At 58.7% G+C, this 18,240-nt stretch carries 13 protein-coding genes; 7 read left to right on the top strand and 6 right to left on the bottom strand.

Features of this window, described 5'->3' with window-relative positions; translation table 11 throughout:
* Nucleotides 1–18: 18 nt before the first annotated feature.
* Nucleotides 19–2,652: a DNA topoisomerase (ATP-hydrolyzing) subunit A gene (gene gyrA, locus SP68_RS07470; protein ID WP_008803974.1), complete on the bottom strand. Its 2,634-nt coding sequence runs from the start codon at nucleotides 2,650–2,652 to the stop codon at nucleotides 19–21.
* Nucleotides 2,653–2,798: 146 nt separating this feature from the next.
* On the opposite strand from gyrA, the gene ubiG reads away from it, so the two are divergent.
* The 4 genes from ubiG to yfaE all read left to right on the top strand — a co-directional run bounded on the left by ubiG (nucleotide 2,799) and on the right by yfaE (nucleotide 7,643).
* Complete coding sequence (gene ubiG, locus SP68_RS07465; protein WP_008803973.1) at nucleotides 2,799–3,527, top strand: bifunctional 2-polyprenyl-6-hydroxyphenol methylase/3-demethylubiquinol 3-O-methyltransferase UbiG; 729 nt, start codon at nucleotides 2,799–2,801, stop codon at nucleotides 3,525–3,527.
* A gap of 344 nt (nucleotides 3,528–3,871) precedes the next feature.
* On the top strand, nucleotides 3,872–6,157 hold the full coding sequence (gene nrdA, locus SP68_RS07460; protein WP_008803972.1) for a class 1a ribonucleoside-diphosphate reductase subunit alpha: 2,286 nt from the start codon (nucleotides 3,872–3,874) through the stop codon (nucleotides 6,155–6,157).
* A gap of 101 nt (nucleotides 6,158–6,258) precedes the next feature.
* Nucleotides 6,259–7,389 (top strand): class Ia ribonucleoside-diphosphate reductase subunit beta, encoded by a 1,131-nt coding sequence (gene nrdB, locus SP68_RS07455; RefSeq protein WP_004140835.1) that lies wholly within the window; start codon nucleotides 6,259–6,261, stop codon nucleotides 7,387–7,389.
* On the top strand, nucleotides 7,389–7,643 hold the full coding sequence (gene yfaE, locus SP68_RS07450) for a class I ribonucleotide reductase maintenance protein YfaE (RefSeq protein WP_002913017.1): 255 nt from the start codon (nucleotides 7,389–7,391) through the stop codon (nucleotides 7,641–7,643). The genes nrdB and yfaE overlap by 1 nt, the downstream gene beginning before the upstream one ends.
* A gap of 462 nt (nucleotides 7,644–8,105) precedes the next feature.
* On the opposite strand, the gene glpQ is transcribed toward yfaE, so the two are convergent.
* Nucleotides 8,106–9,176 carry a glycerophosphodiester phosphodiesterase gene (gene glpQ / locus SP68_RS07445; protein WP_022064825.1) on the bottom strand — a complete coding sequence of 357 codons (1,071 nt, stop codon included), beginning with the start codon at nucleotides 9,174–9,176 and terminating at the stop codon, nucleotides 8,106–8,108.
* 9 nt (nucleotides 9,177–9,185) lie between these two features.
* Nucleotides 9,186–10,532 (bottom strand): glycerol-3-phosphate transporter, encoded by a 1,347-nt coding sequence (gene glpT / locus SP68_RS07440; RefSeq protein WP_002913019.1) that lies wholly within the window; start codon nucleotides 10,530–10,532, stop codon nucleotides 9,186–9,188.
* Nucleotides 10,533–10,803: 271 nt separating this feature from the next.
* On the opposite strand from glpT, the gene glpA reads away from it, so the two are divergent.
* Genes glpA through glpC form a run of 3 tightly spaced genes read left to right on the top strand, consistent with a single transcriptional unit; the run spans nucleotide 10,804 to nucleotide 14,850 of the window.
* Nucleotides 10,804–12,426, top strand: coding sequence for an anaerobic glycerol-3-phosphate dehydrogenase subunit A (gene glpA / locus SP68_RS07435; RefSeq protein WP_022064823.1), 1,623 nt, complete (start codon nucleotides 10,804–10,806; stop codon nucleotides 12,424–12,426).
* Nucleotides 12,416–13,675 carry a glycerol-3-phosphate dehydrogenase subunit GlpB gene (glpB, locus tag SP68_RS07430; protein WP_040968755.1) on the top strand — a complete coding sequence of 420 codons (1,260 nt, stop codon included), beginning with the start codon at nucleotides 12,416–12,418 and terminating at the stop codon, nucleotides 13,673–13,675. Before glpA ends, glpB begins: the two co-directional genes overlap by 11 nt.
* The gene (glpC, locus tag SP68_RS07425; protein WP_022064821.1) at nucleotides 13,672–14,850 is read left to right on the top strand and encodes an anaerobic glycerol-3-phosphate dehydrogenase subunit GlpC; all 1,179 of its coding nucleotides are present in this window, start codon (nucleotides 13,672–13,674) and stop codon (nucleotides 14,848–14,850) included. Before glpB ends, glpC begins: the two co-directional genes overlap by 4 nt.
* 28 nt (nucleotides 14,851–14,878) lie before the next feature.
* On the opposite strand, the gene yfaU is transcribed toward glpC, so the two are convergent.
* Genes yfaU through rhmD form a run of 3 tightly spaced genes read right to left on the bottom strand, consistent with a single transcriptional unit; the run spans nucleotide 14,879 to nucleotide 18,234 of the window.
* Complete coding sequence (gene yfaU, locus SP68_RS07420; protein WP_022064820.1) at nucleotides 14,879–15,682, bottom strand: 2-keto-3-deoxy-L-rhamnonate aldolase; 804 nt, start codon at nucleotides 15,680–15,682, stop codon at nucleotides 14,879–14,881.
* Between the two features lie 14 nt (nucleotides 15,683–15,696).
* Entirely contained in the window at nucleotides 15,697–16,986 is a 1,290-nt protein-coding gene (locus SP68_RS07415; protein ID WP_040968756.1) for an MFS transporter, read from the bottom strand.
* A 42-nt stretch (nucleotides 16,987–17,028) separates the two neighbouring features.
* Nucleotides 17,029–18,234, bottom strand: a complete 1,206-nt coding sequence (gene rhmD / locus SP68_RS07410) for an L-rhamnonate dehydratase (RefSeq protein ID WP_008803964.1) — start codon at nucleotides 18,232–18,234, stop codon at nucleotides 17,029–17,031.
* Nucleotides 18,235–18,240 lie beyond the last annotated feature (6 nt).

The raw sequence follows: 18,240 nt of genomic DNA, 5'->3' as shown, positions 1-18,240 counted from the left end.
AACATTTACCTGGGACGATTACTCTTCGTCTTCGGCGATGTCGTCATCGGTATCCGCTTCCGGGGCGATATCGTCATCGCCTTCCGCTACGCTACCGTCGATGGCATCCAGTTCTTCGTCGTCCACCGGCTCTGCCACGCGCTGCAGACCCACCACGTTTTCATCTTCCGCGGTGCGGATGAGGATCACACCCTGGGTGTTACGGCCCACGATGCTCACTTCGGAAACGCGGGTACGAACCAGCGTCCCGGCGTCGGTGATCATCATGATCTGATCGCAGTCATCCACCTGCACGGCGCCCACCACGGAGCCGTTACGCTCGGTGACTTTGATCGAGATAACGCCCTGAGTGGCACGCGATTTGGTCGGATACTCCGCCGCTGCGGTACGTTTACCGTAACCGTTTTGCGTTACCGTCAGGATCGCGCCTTCGCCGCGCGGAATAATCAGCGAGACGACGCTGTCGTTTTCCGCCAGCTTGATGCCGCGTACGCCGGTGGCGGTACGGCCCATGGCGCGAACGGCGTCTTCTTTGAAGCGCACAACCTTACCGGCCGCGGAGAACAGCATCACTTCGTCCTGACCAGAGGTCAGATCGACGCCGATCAGCTCATCGCCTTCGTTCAGATTGACCGCGATGATACCGGCGGAACGCGGACGGCTGAACTCGGTCAGCGCGGTTTTCTTCACGGTACCGCTGGCGGTCGCCATAAAGACGTTGACACCCTCTTCGTACTCGCGGACCGGCAGGATGGCGGTGATACGCTCATCGGCTTCCAGCGGCAGCAGGTTGACGATCGGACGACCGCGCGCGCCGCGACTGGCTTCCGGCAGCTGATAGACCTTCATCCAGTACAGACGGCCACGGCTCGAGAAGCAGAGGATGGTGTCATGGGTGTTAGCCACCAGCAGGCGGTCGATAAAGTCTTCTTCTTTAATGCGCGCTGCTGACTTGCCTTTACCGCCACGACGCTGTGCTTCGTAGTCGGTCAGCGGCTGATACTTCACATAGCCCTGATGCGACAGGGTGACCACCACGTCTTCCTGGTTGATCAGATCTTCGATGTTAATATCAGCGCTGTTGGCAGTGATTTCGGTACGACGTTCGTCGCCGAACTGGTCACGGATCAGTTCCAGCTCTTCGCGAATCACTTCCATCAGACGATCGGCGCTGCCGAGAATGTGCAGCAGTTCCGCGATCTGCTCCAGCAACTCTTTATATTCGTCGAGCAGTTTTTCATGCTCAAGGCCGGTCAGTTTCTGCAGACGCAGATCCAGAATCGCCTGAGCCTGCTGCTCGGTCAGATAGTATTTACCGTCGCGCACGCCGAACTCTGGCTCCAGCCATTCCGGACGCGCGGCGTCATCACCGGCGCGCTCCAGCATCGCCGCAACGTTACCGAGATCCCACGCCTGGGCAACCAGCGCCGTTTTCGCTTCTGCCGGGGTCGGCGCGCGACGGATCAGTTCGATAATCGGGTCGATGTTGGCCAGCGCAACGGCCAGCGCTTCGAGGATATGCGCCCGGTCGCGCGCTTTGCGCAGTTCGAAAATCGTACGACGGGTCACCACTTCGCGGCGGTGGCGTACAAACGCGGCGATGATGTCCTTCAGGTTCATGATCTTCGGCTGACCATGGTGCAGAGCAACCATGTTGATGCCGAAGGAGACCTGCAGCTGAGTCTGGGAATAGAGGTTGTTGAGCACCACTTCCCCTACCGCATCGCGCTTCACTTCAATCACGATGCGCATCCCGTCTTTATCAGACTCGTCACGCAGCGCGCTGATGCCTTCCACGCGTTTTTCTTTGACCAGCTCGGCGATTTTCTCAATCAGGCGCGCTTTGTTCACCTGATACGGAATTTCGTGCACGATGATGGTTTCGCGGCCGGATTTCGCGTCCACTTCCACTTCCGCGCGCGCGCGGATGTACACTTTACCGCGACCGGTGCGGTAAGCCTCTTCAATACCACGACGGCCATTAATAATGGCGGCGGTCGGGAAATCAGGGCCTGGAATATGCGCCATCAACCCTTCAATGCTGATGTCTTCATCGTCAACATACGCCAGACAGCCGTTGATCACTTCCGTCAGGTTATGCGGCGGTATATTGGTCGCCATCCCTACCGCGATCCCGGAGGCGCCGTTCACCAGCAGGTTAGGAATTTTGGTCGGCATGACGTCCGGAATACGCTCCGTACCGTCATAGTTGTCGACGAAATCGACCGTCTCTTTTTCAAGATCGGCCATCAGCTCATGAGCGATTTTCGCCAGACGAATTTCGGTATAACGCATCGCCGCGGCGGAGTCGCCGTCGATGGAACCGAAGTTACCCTGGCCGTCCACCAGCATGTAACGCAGCGAGAACGGCTGCGCCATACGAACGATGGTGTCGTATACCGCGGAGTCGCCGTGCGGGTGGTATTTACCGATTACGTCACCAACGACACGGGCTGATTTTTTATAGGCTTTGTTCCAGTCATTGCCCAATACGTTCATGGCGTAAAGTACGCGACGGTGTACCGGCTTCAGGCCATCTCGGACATCCGGCAGCGCACGGCCAACAATGACCGACATCGCATAATCCAGATAAGAGTTCTTAAGCTCTTCCTCAATGTTGACCGGTGTAATTTCTCTCGCAAGGTCGCTCATCTAACCGCTATCCCTCTACTGTATCCCGGATTCAAAGGTCGCAAATTATAACACAGCCGCGCTAATAGAGGTAAAGCAATACGGTTTATTCATGGCGCGCTGCTGATATACTCGCAGGTCTGAACAGAAAAGGAGTAAAAGCGCCCATGAATGCCGAAAAAACGTCGGTAGCCCCTAACGTCGATCATGCTGAAATCGCCAAATTCGAAGCCGTCGCCTCGCGCTGGTGGGATCTGGAGGGCGAGTTCAAACCGCTCCACCGCATCAACCCGCTGCGGCTGGGTTATATCGCCGAACGCTCCGGCGGCCTGTTCGGTAAAAAAGTCCTCGATGTCGGCTGCGGCGGCGGCATTCTCGCCGAGAGCATGGCGCGCGAAGGTGCGACGGTCACCGGACTGGACATGGGTGCCGAACCGCTGCAGGTCGCGAAGCTGCACGCCCTGGAGAGCGGTATTCAGGTGGACTATGTTCAGGAAACGGTTGAGGAACATGCCGCGAAGCATCCGCAGCAGTATGACGTCGTGACCTGCATGGAGATGCTGGAGCACGTGCCCGACCCGCAGTCGGTGGTACATGCCTGCGCGCGGCTGGTGAAGCCCGGCGGCCAGGTCTTCTTCTCCACCATCAACCGCAACGGCAAGGCCTGGCTGATGGCGGTGGTCGGTGCGGAATATGTCATGAAGATGGTGCCTAAGGGCACTCATGATGTGAAGAAGTTTATCAAACCGGCCGAGCTGCTGAGCTGGGTAGATCAGACTACTCTGAAAGAGCAGCATATCATCGGTCTGCATTACAATCCGCTGACCAACACCTTCAAGTTAGCGCCGGGGGTTGATGTTAACTATATGTTGCATACGACCGCCAAACAGGACTGAGGTCAGCACCTGCGCTTATGATGATTGCGCGGCATCAAGCCGCGTGATTATTTCTTCCGATGAAGAAATCAGCACTCGATCAAATTTTCATTTTTTTTTCTGTTTTATTGACTTCTTCTCCAGGCCTTATGCGACGTGGACTTGCGGATTATTACCCTTCCGCAACCTCAATTTAACGTCAAAATCAACCCTTGTACTCAAAAGATTCCTTACTAAAATACTCACCATATAGCGTTTCTTTTATCGACAACCCCCTACATATAGTATTTATCCACAGAGTTAGTCACAACGGCCTTCTGTGGATAAACGGGGGATATTTTCTTTCACGGACAGGTAAAATCCACATGAATCAGAGTCTGCTGGTGACAAAGCGCGACGGGACCACCGAGCGCATCAATCTCGACAAAATCCATCGCGTACTGGATTGGGCGGCAGAAGGACTGAATAACGTTTCGATTTCCCAGGTAGAGCTGCGCTCCCATATCCAGTTCTATGACGGCATCAAAACCGCGGACATCCACGAAACCATTATTAAAGCCGCCGCGGATTTGATCTCCCGCGACGCGCCGGATTACCAGTACCTCGCCGCGCGTCTGGCGATTTTCCATTTGCGTAAAAAAGCCTTCGGCCAGTTTGAGCCGCCGGCGCTCTACGATCACGTGGTGAAGATGGTCGAGAAGGGTAAATACGATCATCATCTGCTGGAAGACTACACGGAAGAAGAGTTCCAGCAGATGGACGGTTTCCTCGACCACTGGCGCGACATGAACTTCTCCTACGCAGCCGTTAAGCAGCTGGAAGGCAAGTATCTGGTACAAAACCGCGTTACCGGCGAAATTTATGAGAGCGCACAGTTCCTCTATATTCTGGTCGCCGCGTGTCTGTTCTCGAACTACCCGCGCGAAACCCGTCTGGACTACATTAAGCGTTTCTACGACGCGGTATCGACCTTTAAAATCTCGCTGCCGACGCCAATCATGTCCGGCGTGCGCACCCCAACCCGTCAGTTCAGCTCCTGCGTGCTGATCGAGTGCGGCGACAGCCTGGATTCCATCAACGCCACCTCCAGCGCGATTGTGAAATACGTTTCCCAGCGCGCCGGGATCGGCATCAACGCCGGGCGCATTCGCGCGCTGGGCAGCCCGATCCGCGGCGGCGAAGCCTTCCACACCGGTTGCATTCCGTTCTACAAACATTTCCAGACCGCGGTGAAATCCTGCTCGCAGGGCGGCGTTCGCGGCGGCGCGGCGACCCTCTTCTACCCAATGTGGCATCTGGAAGTGGAAAGCCTGCTGGTGCTGAAAAACAACCGCGGTACCGACGCCAACCGCGTTCGTCATATGGACTACGGGGTGCAGATCAACAAGCTGATGTACACCCGTCTGCTGAAGGGCGGCGACATTACCCTGTTCAGCCCTTCCGATGTCCCGGGCCTGTATGACGCCTTCTTTGCCGATCAGGACGAGTTTGAGCGCCTGTACACCCAGTACGAGCAGGACGACAGCATTCGCAAGCAGCGTATTAAAGCCGTTGAGCTGTTCTCGCTGATGATGCAGGAACGCGCCTCTACCGGCCGCATCTACATCCAGAACGTCGACCACTGCAACACCCACAGCCCGTTCGATCCGGTAGTCGCCCCGGTGCGTCAGTCTAACCTGTGCCTGGAGATCGCCCTGCCGACCAAACCGCTGGAAGACGTCAACGACGAAAACGGCGAAATCGCGCTGTGCACCCTGTCGGCCTTCAACCTTGGCGCGATTGACAGCCTCGACGAGCTGGAAGAGCTGGCGGTGCTGGCGGTGCGTGCCCTGGATGCACTGCTGGACTATCAGGATTACCCGATCCCGGCCGCCAAACGCGGCGCGATGGGGCGTCGTACGCTGGGCATCGGCGTGATCAACTTCGCTTACTATCTGGCGAAGCATGGCAAACGCTACTCCGACGGCAGCGCCAACAACCTGACGCACAAAACCTTCGAAGCGATTCAGTACTACCTGCTGAAGGCCTCCAACGAGCTGGCTATCGAGCAGGGCGCCTGCCCGTGGTTCAATGAAACCACCTATGCGCAGGGTATCCTGCCGATCGATACCTATAAGAAAGACCTGGACGGCATCGTCAGCGAATCTCTGCACTTCGACTGGGAAGCATTGCGCGAATCCATTAAAACCCACGGTCTGCGTAACTCCACGCTCTCCGCACTGATGCCGTCCGAGACCTCGTCGCAGATCTCCAACGCCACCAACGGCATTGAGCCGCCGCGCGGCCACGTCAGTATCAAAGCGTCCAAGGACGGTATCCTGCGCCAGGTGGTGCCGGATTACGAAAATCTGCAGAACGCCTATGAGCTGCTGTGGGAAATGCCGAACAACGACGGTTATCTGCAGCTGGTGGGTATCATGCAGAAGTTTATCGACCAGTCGATCTCTGCCAACACCAACTACGATCCGACGCGCTTCCCGTCCGGAAAAGTGCCGATGCAGCAGTTGCTCAAAGACCTGCTCAACGCCTATAAATTCGGTGTCAAAACGCTGTACTATCACAACACCCGTGATGGCGCAGAAGACGCTCAGGATGACCTGGCCCCGTCCATCCAGGACGACGGCTGCGAAAGCGGCGCTTGTAAGATCTAAGTTATTTTTGCCGGGTGGCGCGATGCTTACCCGGCCTACGATTGTGTAGGCCCGGCCAATGCAGTACCGCCGGGCAATACATTTCAACAGGACTCACTTCAATGGCATACACCACTTTTTCACAGACGAAAAACGATCAGCTGCTGGAACCGATGTTTTTTGGCCAGCCGGTTAACGTGGCCCGCTACGATCAGCAAAAATATGACATCTTTGAAAAGCTGATTGAAAAGCAGCTCTCCTTCTTCTGGCGCCCGGAAGAGGTTGACGTTTCCCGCGATCGCATCGACTACCAGGCGCTGCCGGAACATGAAAAACATATTTTCATCAGCAACCTGAAGTACCAGACGCTGCTCGACTCCATCCAGGGCCGCAGCCCGAACGTCGCGCTGCTGCCGCTGATCTCCATCCCGGAGCTGGAAACCTGGGTGGAAACCTGGGCCTTCTCCGAGACCATCCACTCGCGCTCCTACACCCATATCATCCGCAACATCGTCAACGATCCGGCGACCGTGTTCGACGATATCGTGACCAACGAGCAGATCCAGAAACGTGCGGAAGGCATCTCTCACTATTACGATTCGCTGATCGAAATGACCAGCTACTGGCACCTGCTGGGCGAAGGCACCCACACCGTCAACGGCAAAACCGTGACCGTGAATCTGCGCGAGCTGAAAAAGAAACTCTATCTGTGCCTGATGAGCGTCAACGCCCTGGAAGCGATCCGCTTCTACGTTAGCTTCGCCTGCTCCTTCGCTTTCGCCGAGCGCAAGCTGATGGAAGGTAACGCCAAAATTATCCGCCTGATCGCTCGCGATGAAGCGCTGCACCTGACCGGCACCCAGCATATGTTGAACCTGCTGCGCTCCGGCAGCGACGATCCGGAGATGGCGGAAATCGCCGAAGAGTGCAAGCAGGAGTGCTATGACCTGTTCGTGCTGGCGGCGCAGCAGGAGAAAGAGTGGGCGGACTATCTGTTCCGCGACGGCTCGATGATCGGCCTGAACAAAGATATTCTCTGCCAGTACGTCGAGTACATCACCAATATCCGCATGCAGGCAGTGGGCCTTGATCTGCCATTCCAGACCCGCTCCAACCCAATCCCATGGATCAACACCTGGCTGGTCTCCGATAACGTCCAGGTGGCGCCGCAGGAAGTGGAAGTCAGCTCGTATCTCGTCGGCCAGATCGATTCTGAAGTCGATGCCGACGACCTGAGCAACTTCCAGCTGTAATGAAGCGGATTTTCCTGAAAATCTCTGACACTCGCCTTGAGTGTCAGGATGAACACCCTTCCCTGCTGGCGGCGCTGGAGTCGCATAATATCGATGTGGAATATCAGTGCCGCGAAGGCTATTGCGGTTCCTGCCGCACGCGTCTGGTTTCCGGCCAGGTTGACTGGCTGACCGAGCCGCTGGCCTTTATCCAGCCGGGGGAAATTTTGCCCTGCTGCTGCCGGGCGAAAGGCGATATTGAGATCGAGATGTAGTCTTGTCAGGTGGCGCTACGCTTACCTGACCTACAAAACCGCAGTTCGTAGATACTGTTATCGGTTTGCAACTTTTTCGCTTGAGAAAAACGTTTATCGCGTGTCGCTTCAGAGGATATTGCGCTCCCGGTTAATTTTTATGCAATATGTTTTCCGTGGCGCAGGGAGCGCACAGAGGGCGGCCAGTCGCCGCCGCCCTCTGTACTCCCGGGCTCTGGCCGCCAAAATCGCCACTTCGTGGTGCCTTCGACTTATCCCTGCAGGCTTCGGGTCGGGCCGAGGCAGCGTCCCTGCAAATCACGGCCCTCAGCCCGCATCCATGCGGGCTGCCCCGGCCTGCCGGGAACGTCTCAGCGATTTTGAGGCCACCAACACCGGCAGTTTCAGCCAGCATGGTGAATAAATTAAAGGCAGGCCGCACAGACCGTAGCCCGGGTAAGGCGTAGCCGCCACCCGGCTTTTTTAGCGTTTAGCGTTCAGAAACTGCACCGCTTTATCCGGGAAATCGGTAAACAAGCCGTCGACGCCCGCCTGGTGATACAGCAGGTCATAGAGCTGATTAACGTTAGTGGCGTACTCCGGCAGCTGATCCGCACGCACGGTGTACGGATGCACCTGCAGATGGCTGGCATGCGCCTCTTTCACCATCGCCGTCAGCTTCACCGCGCCCGGCTTCGAGCCTTCCGCCACCAGCATATGGTAATCCGGGCCAATACCGTCGGCGTACTGCGCAATCTGCGCCATCGCACCCGGCTGGAACATCCAGTCGTAGCTGTAGTTCACCCATTTGCCATCTGCCTGTTTCTGCTGGGTTTCATTCCAGTCGGTATAGGCGATGAGCTGCACCAGATTGAGATCCATGCCCATCTTCGGTTCCAGCTCATTTTTGATACGTTTGAGCTCGTTGGCGTCAAAGCACTGCAGATAAACCTTATCCTGCTTGCTGGTGTAGCCATATTCCTTCAGCACTTTCAGGGTACTGGCAGCAATATCTTTGCCTTCCTGATGGTGGAACCACGGCGCTTTGATTTCCGGGTAGATACCGATATTTTTACCCGTCGAATGGTTCAGCCCCTGGACAAACTCAATCTCTTCTTCAAAGGTATGAATGCGAAAATCGGATTTGCCCATCGGGAAACGCCCGGGATAGGTTTGGACGTTCTTACCATTTTTCGGCTCAAAACCTTCGGTAAACTTCAACGACTTAATCTCGGCCAGGGTAAAGTCGATGGCGTAGAAACGGCCATCTTTACGCGCCCGCTGCGGGAAACGCTGCGCAACGTCAGTCACCCGATCGAGATAATGGTCGTGTAACACCACCAGCCGGTCGTCTTTGGTCATCACCAGATCTTGCTCAAGGTAATCCGCCCCCTGAGCGTAAGCCATCGCTTTCGCCGGCAGGGTATGTTCCGGCAGATACCCGCTGGCGCCGCGGTGGGCGATGACCATTTTCTCCGCTGCGACAGCGCTGAAGCACAGTGCCGAACTGGCCAAAATCATGCCGCTCATTAGCGCGGTGAGTTTCATGTTCATCGTCGCTCCTTAGGCTTGTTTCAGTTGTTGATGATGACGACGCTCGCCAAGCATCACGATAACCAGCAGGATAACCGCCAGCACGCTGCCGCCGATCATCACCATGAAGCCGCCGTCCCAGCCGAAGAAATCGACGGTGTAGCCAACGATGGCGCTCGCCGCCACGGAACCGCCAAGATAGCCAAACAGGCCGGTGAAGCCCGCGGCGGTACCGGCGGCTTTTTTCGGCGCCAGCTCGAGGGCATGCAGACCGATCAGCATCACCGGGCCGTAGATCAGGAAGCCGATAATAATCATACAGGCCATATCGACGCCCGGATTGCCCGGCGGATTGAGCCAGTAAACGACAGTGGCGATGGTCACCAGGGTCATAAAGAACACGCCGGTCGCGCCGCGGTTGCCTTTAAACACTTTGTCCGACATCCAGCCGCACAGCAGCGTGCCCGGGATCCCCGCGTACTCATAGAGGAAGTAGGCCCAGGAGGATTTATCGAGCGCGAAGTGTTTGACCTCTTTCAGGTAGGTCGGCGACCAGTCGAGAATGCCGTAGCGCAGCAGATAAACGAAGACGTTAGCGATAGCGATGTACCACAGCAGCTTGTTCGGCAGAATGTACTGCATAAAGATCTGCTTCGCCGTCAGCTCTTCTTCGTGCTTTTCACTATAGTCATCCGGATAGTCGTTTTTATACTCTTCGATCGGCGGCAGACCGCAGGACTGCGGGGTATCGCGCATCATCGCGAAGGCAAAAATCGCCAGCAGGATCGCGCCGAAAGCCGGCATATACAGCGCCGCGTGCCAGTCGTTAAACCACGCCATCCCCAGCAGGAACAGCAGCGGCGGAATACCGCCGCCGACGTTATGCGCGCAGTTCCACACCGAGACAATCCCACCGCGCTCTTTCTGCGACCACCAGTGCACCATGGTCCGGCCGCACGGCGGCCAGCCCATCCCCTGGAACCATCCGCAAAGAAACAGCAATACGAACATGATCATGATGCTGGAAGTCGCCCACGGTACAAAGCCCATCACCAGCATCACCAGCGCGGCGAGGATCAAGCCGGCCGGCAGGAAAATGCGCGGATTCGAGCGGTCAGAGACCGAGCCCATGATGAATTTCGAAAATCCGTAGGCGATGGAGATGCCGGAAAGGGCGAAACCGAGGTCGCCACGGGAGAAGCCCTGCTCAATCAGATAAGGCATCGCCAGGGCAAAGTTCTTACGAACCAGATAGTAAGCGGCATAACCAAAAAAGATGCCAATGAAAATCTGCCAGCGTAATCGACGATACAGCGGGTCGATCTCCGCTGCTGGCAAACGCGCTTTATGCGCGGCGGGTTTAAAAATACTTAACATATCAGCCTCCGTGGCCCTTGCGGTTTTCTACTGACGTCACGACAAAATCCCAGATTAATCACCAACTTCAAATATGGTCGCGATGGTAGGCAATACGTAGAGTTGATACTGTGAAACATCGCACAATTTGTTACAGAAATATGACAAAACGTTCTAATGTGAGCACGAAATCACATAACACGCTCAAATAACGCGCGAATATGCTCGAAATCAAACAATAACCTTATGAATTGTGGCTAAATGGCGTTAAACGAAAGCAGAGGAGCTGAAGATGACGGGACGTCTTGATAGCGAGGTCATTATCATCGGCGGCGGAGCAACCGGCGCCGGTATCGCCCGCGACTGCGCCCGGCGCGGATTACGCACGCTGCTCATTGAGCGCCATGATATCGCCACCGGGGCCACCGGCCGTAATCATGGACTGCTGCACAGCGGCGCCCGCTATGCGGTGACCGACAACGAATCCGCCCGCGAATGCATCAGTGAGAACCGCATCCTGCGCCGCATCGCCCGCCACTGCATTGAACCGACCAATGGGCTGTTTATCACCCTGCCTGAAGATGACATGGCCTGGCAGCAAACCTTTATCGACGCCTGTCAGCAGGCTGGCATAGAGGCCACGCCGCTCTCGCCGCAGGACGCGCTGCGCCAGGAGCCCGCCGTCAACCCGACGCTGCTGGGCGCAGTGCAGGTCCCGGACGGCACCATCGACCCGTTTCGCCTCACCGCAGCCAATATGCTCGACGCCCGCGAACACGGCGCGCAGATCCTTACCGGCTGCGAAGTAACAGGCCTGCTGCGCCAGGGCGATCGCGTCTGCGGCGTCCAGGTATATGACCGTCAACTTCACCAGGCCCGCACGCTGTACGCCGGGGTGGTGGTTAACGCCGCCGGGATCTGGGGGCAGCGCATTGCGGAATATGCCGACCTGCGCATCACCATGTTCCCGGCGAAGGGATCGCTGTTGATCCTCGACCACCGGATTAACAACCTGGTGATCAACCGCTGCCGTAAGCCGGCCGACGCCGATATTCTGGTGCCCGGGGATACCATCTCGCTGATCGGCACCACCTCAATGCATATTCCTTATGACGACATTGACGACAACCGGGTAACGACGGCGGAAGTCGATACCCTGCTGCGCGAAGGCGAAAAGCTGGCGCCGATCATGGGCCGCACCCGGATCCTCCGCGCCTACTCCGGCGTCCGCCCGCTGGTGGCCAGCGATAACGATCCCAGCGGGCGCAGCGTCAGCCGCGGCATCGTCCTGCTCGACCATGCCCAGCGTGACGGTATGGAAGGCTTCATTACTATCACCGGCGGCAAGCTGATGACCTATCGCCTGATGGCCGAGTGGGCCACCGACGCCGTCTGTCGTAAGCTGGGAAACACCACCCCCTGTAGCACGGCCGAGACCCCGCTGCCCGGTTCACAGGAGCCAACGGAAAGTACCCTGCAAAAAATTATCTCCCTCCCCACCCCGCTGCGCGGCTCGGCCGTCTACCGTCACGGCGATCGCACTCCGGCCTGGCTTGGCGACAGCCGCCAGCACCGTAGCCTGGTCTGCGAATGCGAAGCCGTTACCGCTGGCGAAGTGAAATACGCGGTGGAAAATCTGGCGGTCAACACCCTCCTCGACCTGCGCCGCCGCACCCGGATTGGCATGGGCACCTGCCAGGGGGAACTCTGCGCCTGCCGCGCTGCCGGACTGTTGCAGCGCTTTAACGTCACCACCCCCGCGCAGTCATTAACCCAGCTCTCGGCGTTTCTCAATGAACGCTGGAAGGGCGTTCAGCCCATCGCCTGGGGCGATGCACTGCGCGAAAGCGAATTTACCCGCTGGGTCTACCTCGGCCTGTGCGGACTGCCACAGGAGCACCAGGATGAAGTTTGATTGCGCAATTGTCGGCGGCGGGCTCGCCGGCCTGTTGTGCGGGCTGGCGCTGAATCAGTACGGCCTGCGCAGCGTCATTATCAGCCGCGGGCAGAGCGCGCTGCATTTTTCCTCCGCGTCGTTAGACCTGCTCTCGGCGCTGCCCAACGGCGATAACGTTACTGACGTCGCACAAGGTCTGCAGCAACTCGCTGAACAGCTTCCTGAACACCCTTATTCCCGGCTCGGCGCCGGGGCGGTACTCGAATACGCGACACAGACCGAAGCCCTGCTGGCCGCCTGCGGCGCGAACATGCAAGGCGAAGCGCGCCAACCTCATCTGCGGGTGACGCCGCTGGGGACGTTGCGACCGGCGTGGCTGTCGCCGGAAGAGGTTCCGCTGGCACCCTTCGCGCAGCAACACGTATGCCTGGTAGGGATTAGCGGTTTTGCTGATTTTCAGCCACATCTCGCCGCCGCCGCGCTCGGTCAACACGGAGTTACCGCCGCGGCGGTGGAAATCGAGTTACCGCTGCTGGATGTGCTGCGTGACAACCCCACCGAGTTTCGCGCCGCCAATATCGCCCGCGTACTGGATGATGAGAATCTATGGCCGGCCCTGCATGCGGCGCTGCTGCCGCTGGCGCAGCAGCATGACCTGCTGATCATGCCCGCCTGTTTTGGCCTCGCTGACGATCGCCTGTACCGCTGGCTGCAGACGCGCCTGCCCTGCCCGCTGCGTCTGCTGCCGACGCTGCCGCCTTCGGTGCCGGGGATGCGTTTACATTCTCAGCTGCAACGCCAGTTCATTCGTGAGGGCGGCACCTGGCTTGCTGGCGATGAAGTGGTGAAAATCAGCCATCAGCAGGGCGCCGTCGAGGCCGTCAGGACGCGAAATCACGGCGATGTCGCGCTGCGTCCGCGTTTCACCGTGCTGGCCAGCGGCAGCTTTTTCAGCAACGGTCTTGTCGCCACTCGCGATAGCGTGCGCGAGCCGATCCTCGGCCTCGATCTGCAGCAGACCCTGCCACGGGAAAGCTGGTACCAGCGCGATTTCTTCGCCTCACAACCGTGGCAGCGGTTCGGCGTGAAAACCGATGCCCTGCTGCGCCCCGTGCTGGGCGGGCAGCCGTTCCATAATCTGTTTGCCATCGGCTCATTGCTCGGCGGGTTCGATGCCATTCAGCTCGGCTGTGGCGGCGGCGTCTGCGCCGTCACCGCGCTGCACGCCGCCAGACAGATCCACGCCCTTGCCGGAGGTCGGCCATGAACGATACCCGTTTTGAAAGCTGCATTAAGTGCACGGTCTGTACCACCACCTGCCCGGTAAGTCGGGTCAATCCACGCTATCCCGGCCCGAAACAGGCGGGGCCGGACGGCGAACGTCTGCGTCTGAAGGATGGCGCGCTGTACGACGAGGCGCTGAAGTACTGCATTAACTGCAAGCGCTGCGAGGTTGCCTGCCCGTCGGATGTGAAAATTGGCGATATCATTCAGCGCGCCCGGGCACAGTACGGCCAGCAAAAGCCGACCCTGCGCGACGCCATCCTCAGCCATACCGACCTGATGGGCACCCTTTCCACTCCCTTTGCCCCCCTGGTCAACGCCACGACCGGTTTAAAACCGGTGCGCCGCCTCCTCGACGCGGCGCTTAAAATCGACCACCGGCGTACGCTGCCGAAATATGGCTTCGGCACCTTCCGCCGCGCTTACCGCCAGCTCGCGGCCAGACAGGCGGAGTATCCTGAGCAGGTGGTCTTCTTTCATGGCTGCTACGTCAACTATAACCATCCGCAGCTGGGTAAGGATCTGATCCGCGTCGTCAACGCGCTGGGTACCGGCGTGCAGTTGTTATCGAAGGAAAAATGCTGCGGCGTGCCGCTGATCGCCAACGGCTTTTTCGACAAGGCGCGTAAACAGGCGCAGAGTAACGTCGCTGCGATGCGGGAAAACACGCTGCCGATCATTGCCACCTCCTCGACCTGCACCTTTACGCTACGTGATGAATACCCTCATCTCCTCGATGTCGACAACAGCGATCTTCGCGATCGGGTCGAGCTGGCCACCCGCTGGATCTGGAAACAGCTGGATGCCGGCAAGACGCTACCGCTGCGCCGGCTGCCGCTGAAGGTGGTCTATCACACCCCGTGTCATATGGAAAAGATGGGCTGGTCGCTGTATACCCTCGAGCTGCTGCGGCTGATCCCCGGCCTGCAGCTGGAGGTGCTGGATTCACAGTGCTGCGGCATCGCGGGCACCTACGGGTTTAAAACTGAGAATTATGCGGTATCCCAGGCTATCGGCGCCCCGCTGTTCCGCCAGATTGAGGAGAGCGGCGCCGACATCGTCGTGACCGACTGCGAGACCTGCAAGTGGCAGATTGAGATGTCCACCCGCAAACGCTGCGAGCATCCGCTGACGGTACTGGCGCAAGCGCTCGCCTGAGCCCAGCGCCAGCCTCCGCCATCAATAGTTAATAGCTCGCTTTCTCCTGCGGCTGGGCGCAGGTGGGTTTGAACATCGCCAGCCGGCGGTCCAGCGCCTGGGTATACAGCATGGTGTCCACCCCGACCGCCACGAAGTTGGCCCCCCAGGCAAGACATTTTTCTGCCATCGCCGGGTCGACCGCCAGAAATCCGGCCGCTTTCCCCGCCGCGCGAATGCGCCGGATGCTCTGCTCGATCACCCGCAGCACGTCAGGATGGCCGGCATCGTCCGGGTGACCCAGTGAGGCGGAAAGATCCGCCGGACCGATAAACACCCCGTCAATGCCGTCCACCTCAAGAATCGCGTCCAGATTCTCCAGCGCGGTTCGGCTCTCGACCTGTATCAGCAGACAGAGTTCGTCATTCGCCTCCGCCATATAATTCTCTATCCTTCCCCAGCGCGCCGCTCTCGCCACGCCAGCGCCAACACCGCGGCTACCGATGGGCGGATAACGGGTCGCTGAGACCACCTCCCGCGCCTGCTCGGCGGTATCGACCATCGGCACCAGCAACGTTCTGGCGCCAATATCCAGCACCTGTTTTATCAGGCTGCGGTTGCCCTCGACCGGACGAATGACCGGCTGGCTGGCGTAGGGGGCAATCGCCTGCAGCTGATGATAAAGGTCCTGAATGGTGTTCGGCGCATGCTCTCCGTCGATCAGCAGCCAGTCGTATCCCGAGGTCGCGGCGATCTCGGCCATGTAGGAGGAGGTGGAGCTCAGCCACAGGCCGATTTGCGTCTCACCGCGTAATAATCCCCGTTTGAAGGGGTTAGATAACAGTGCGTTCATAGCGATTCCTTTATTCAATGCTGTACGCTGCCGCGCTGGGGTACCGCGCGGGTAAGGCTCAATGAAAAGATAATGACCACCCCGACAATGGCGACGCCGGCCAGGGTTAACAGTCCGGCGGCGCTGCTGGCGAACAAAGTTTCGGCCTGCACGCGCACGATCGGCGCCAGAAAGCCGCCGATGGCGCCAAACAGGTTAACAAAGCCAATCCCGGCGGCCAGGGCCGTGCCGGACAGCAGCTGCGTCGGCATCGTCCAGAAGACCGGCTGCACGGCAATCACCCCAACCGCCGCCACGCACAGCGCGATGATAGCCAGCACCGGCGCCACCAGTCCGGACACCGCAATCCCGACCGCCGCCGCCAGCAGCGTCAGGGCGGCAATATTGCGCCGCTCGCCGGTGCGATCGGAGTAGCGAGGGATAAGCCAGGTGCCAAACAGCGCTGCCACCCACGGGATAGCCGTCACCACCGAGGCAACGAAGCCAACTTTGGTGCCCAGCAGCGCAGCAACCTGGGTGGGCAGGAAGAAAATCAGACCATAGACCGCCACCTGAATGGTCAGATAAATCAGCGCCAGCTGCCAGACCCGCCCGTTACGCAGCGCATCGGACAGGCGCGAGGCAATCTTTTTCTCCTCCTCGCGCGCCAGCTCGCCGATCAGCGCCTGTTTCTCCTCTATGCTCAGGAAGCGGGCATGCTGCGGCGAATCGTCCAGCCAGAAGAAGGTGAACGCTCCCGCGGCAACGGCGAGCAGGCCTTCAATGACAAACATCCAGAACCAGCCGGGATGGCCCATCAACCCATGCATCTCCAGCAGCGCACCGGATAAAGGCGATCCCAGCGTCAGGGCCAGCGGCGCCCCCATATAAAACAGCCCCATAATGCTGGCGCGGTTTTGCTGAGGAAACCACTGTGAAGTGAGGTAGATCATTCCGGGAAAGAATCCCGCCTCCGCCGCGCCCAGCAGGGTACGTACCAGCAGGAATTTCGCTTCCGTATCCGCCCACGCCATCGCCGCCGACAGCACGCCCCACAGCAGCGTGGTGCAGCCGATCCATTTTCTGGCGCCAAATTTGCGCATCAGCAGATTGGCCGGCACCCCGAGGAAGGCATAGACCACAAAGAAAATCCCCGCCCCCAGCGCGTAGGCCTCATTGCTGAGCCCGGTATCCAGTTGGTAGGTCTCTTTGGCGAAACCGATATTCGAACGGTCAAGAAACGCCAGCACGTACAGCGCCAGCATAAAGGGGATTAAGCGGGCGCGGTTTTTCTTCACCACGCTCTCCAGCAGAGTGTTGCTCATCATAATATCCTCAGGCGCGGGCCGCCGGGCAGCCCGACGCAATCAGTGTTGATAAGGACGCTTCAGGTTGCAGTCGCGATTGAGCTCGACGCCAAAGCCGGGTTTATCCAGGACCGATTTATGAATGCGCCCTCTCTCCGGCACCGGCTCGCCGAGCAGGATCGGGTCGAACTGCGGACGCAGCGTGGCGCAGTCCGGGCTGGTCATCAGAAACTCGCTGAACGGCGTGTTGGTGAAGGTGATCACCGCATGATGGGAGTAAACCGACGAGCCGTGGGGCACCACCAGCTGCCCGCGCGCTTTGGCAATGGCCGCGATCTCCACCAGGGTGGTTAAGCCGCCGCACCAGCCGACGTCGGGCTGCATAATATCGATGCCGGTTTCCGACAGGGTGCGGAAGGACTGCAGTGTGCCGTGGTGCTCGCCGCTGGTCACCATCATCCCGGCCGGCGCCTGGCGCTTCAGCTCGCGATAGCCTTCATACTGCTGCGGCGGCAGGCACTCTTCGATCCACTTGAGGTTATAAGGGGCGCAGGCATGGGCAAGTTTGGTGGCATAGTTAACGTCCTGGCTCATCCAGCAGTCCAACATTAACCAGAAATCCGGGCCGCACTTTTCACGCATATCCGCCACCATGGCGACGTCTTTGCGGATCCCGGCGTCGCCATCGTGCGGCCCCCAGTGGGTGGGCATTTTGCCGCCGATAAAGCCCATCTCCTGCGCCAGGTCCGGACGCGCGCCGGTGGCATAGAACTGGATTTCGTCGCGCACCGCCCCGCCCAACAGTTTGTAGACCGGCAGGCCAACCACTTTCCCGAACAGATCCCACAGCGCCAGGTCGACACAGGAGAGGGTATTCATTACCAGGCCGCCGGATCCCGCGTAGTAAAGGGTGGCGTTAAGCATCTGGTCATGGATCAGTTTGATATCGCTGACGCATTTGCCTTCGATAAAGCGGTTGAGATGTTTTTCCACGATAAAGCAGCCCATCTCCCCGGCCGTCGACACCGCAAAGCCGGTCTGTCCGTTGTCGGCTTCCACTTCCACAATCAGCGTGCCCAGCACGTTGATGCCAAAAGACTGGCGGGACTGCTCATACTCTTTATATTTGCTCATCGGGGTGGCGATATGATCGTCAATCCAGTGGTTAGCCCCCTGGTCGTGGTAATCACCGCCGCCGGCGCCCTGCTCTGCTGTGGCGCCGCCGGTAAACCAGGCGCGGACGTGTTTAATTTTCGGTAGGGTCATGATGTT

Origin of the sequence: Klebsiella variicola (genome assembly GCF_000828055.2) — a bacterium.
Lineage (GTDB): Bacteria > Pseudomonadota > Gammaproteobacteria > Enterobacterales > Enterobacteriaceae > Klebsiella > Klebsiella variicola.
Note: the sequence above shows the minus strand (reverse complement) of the source record. Positions and strands in the feature narration are given on the sequence as shown.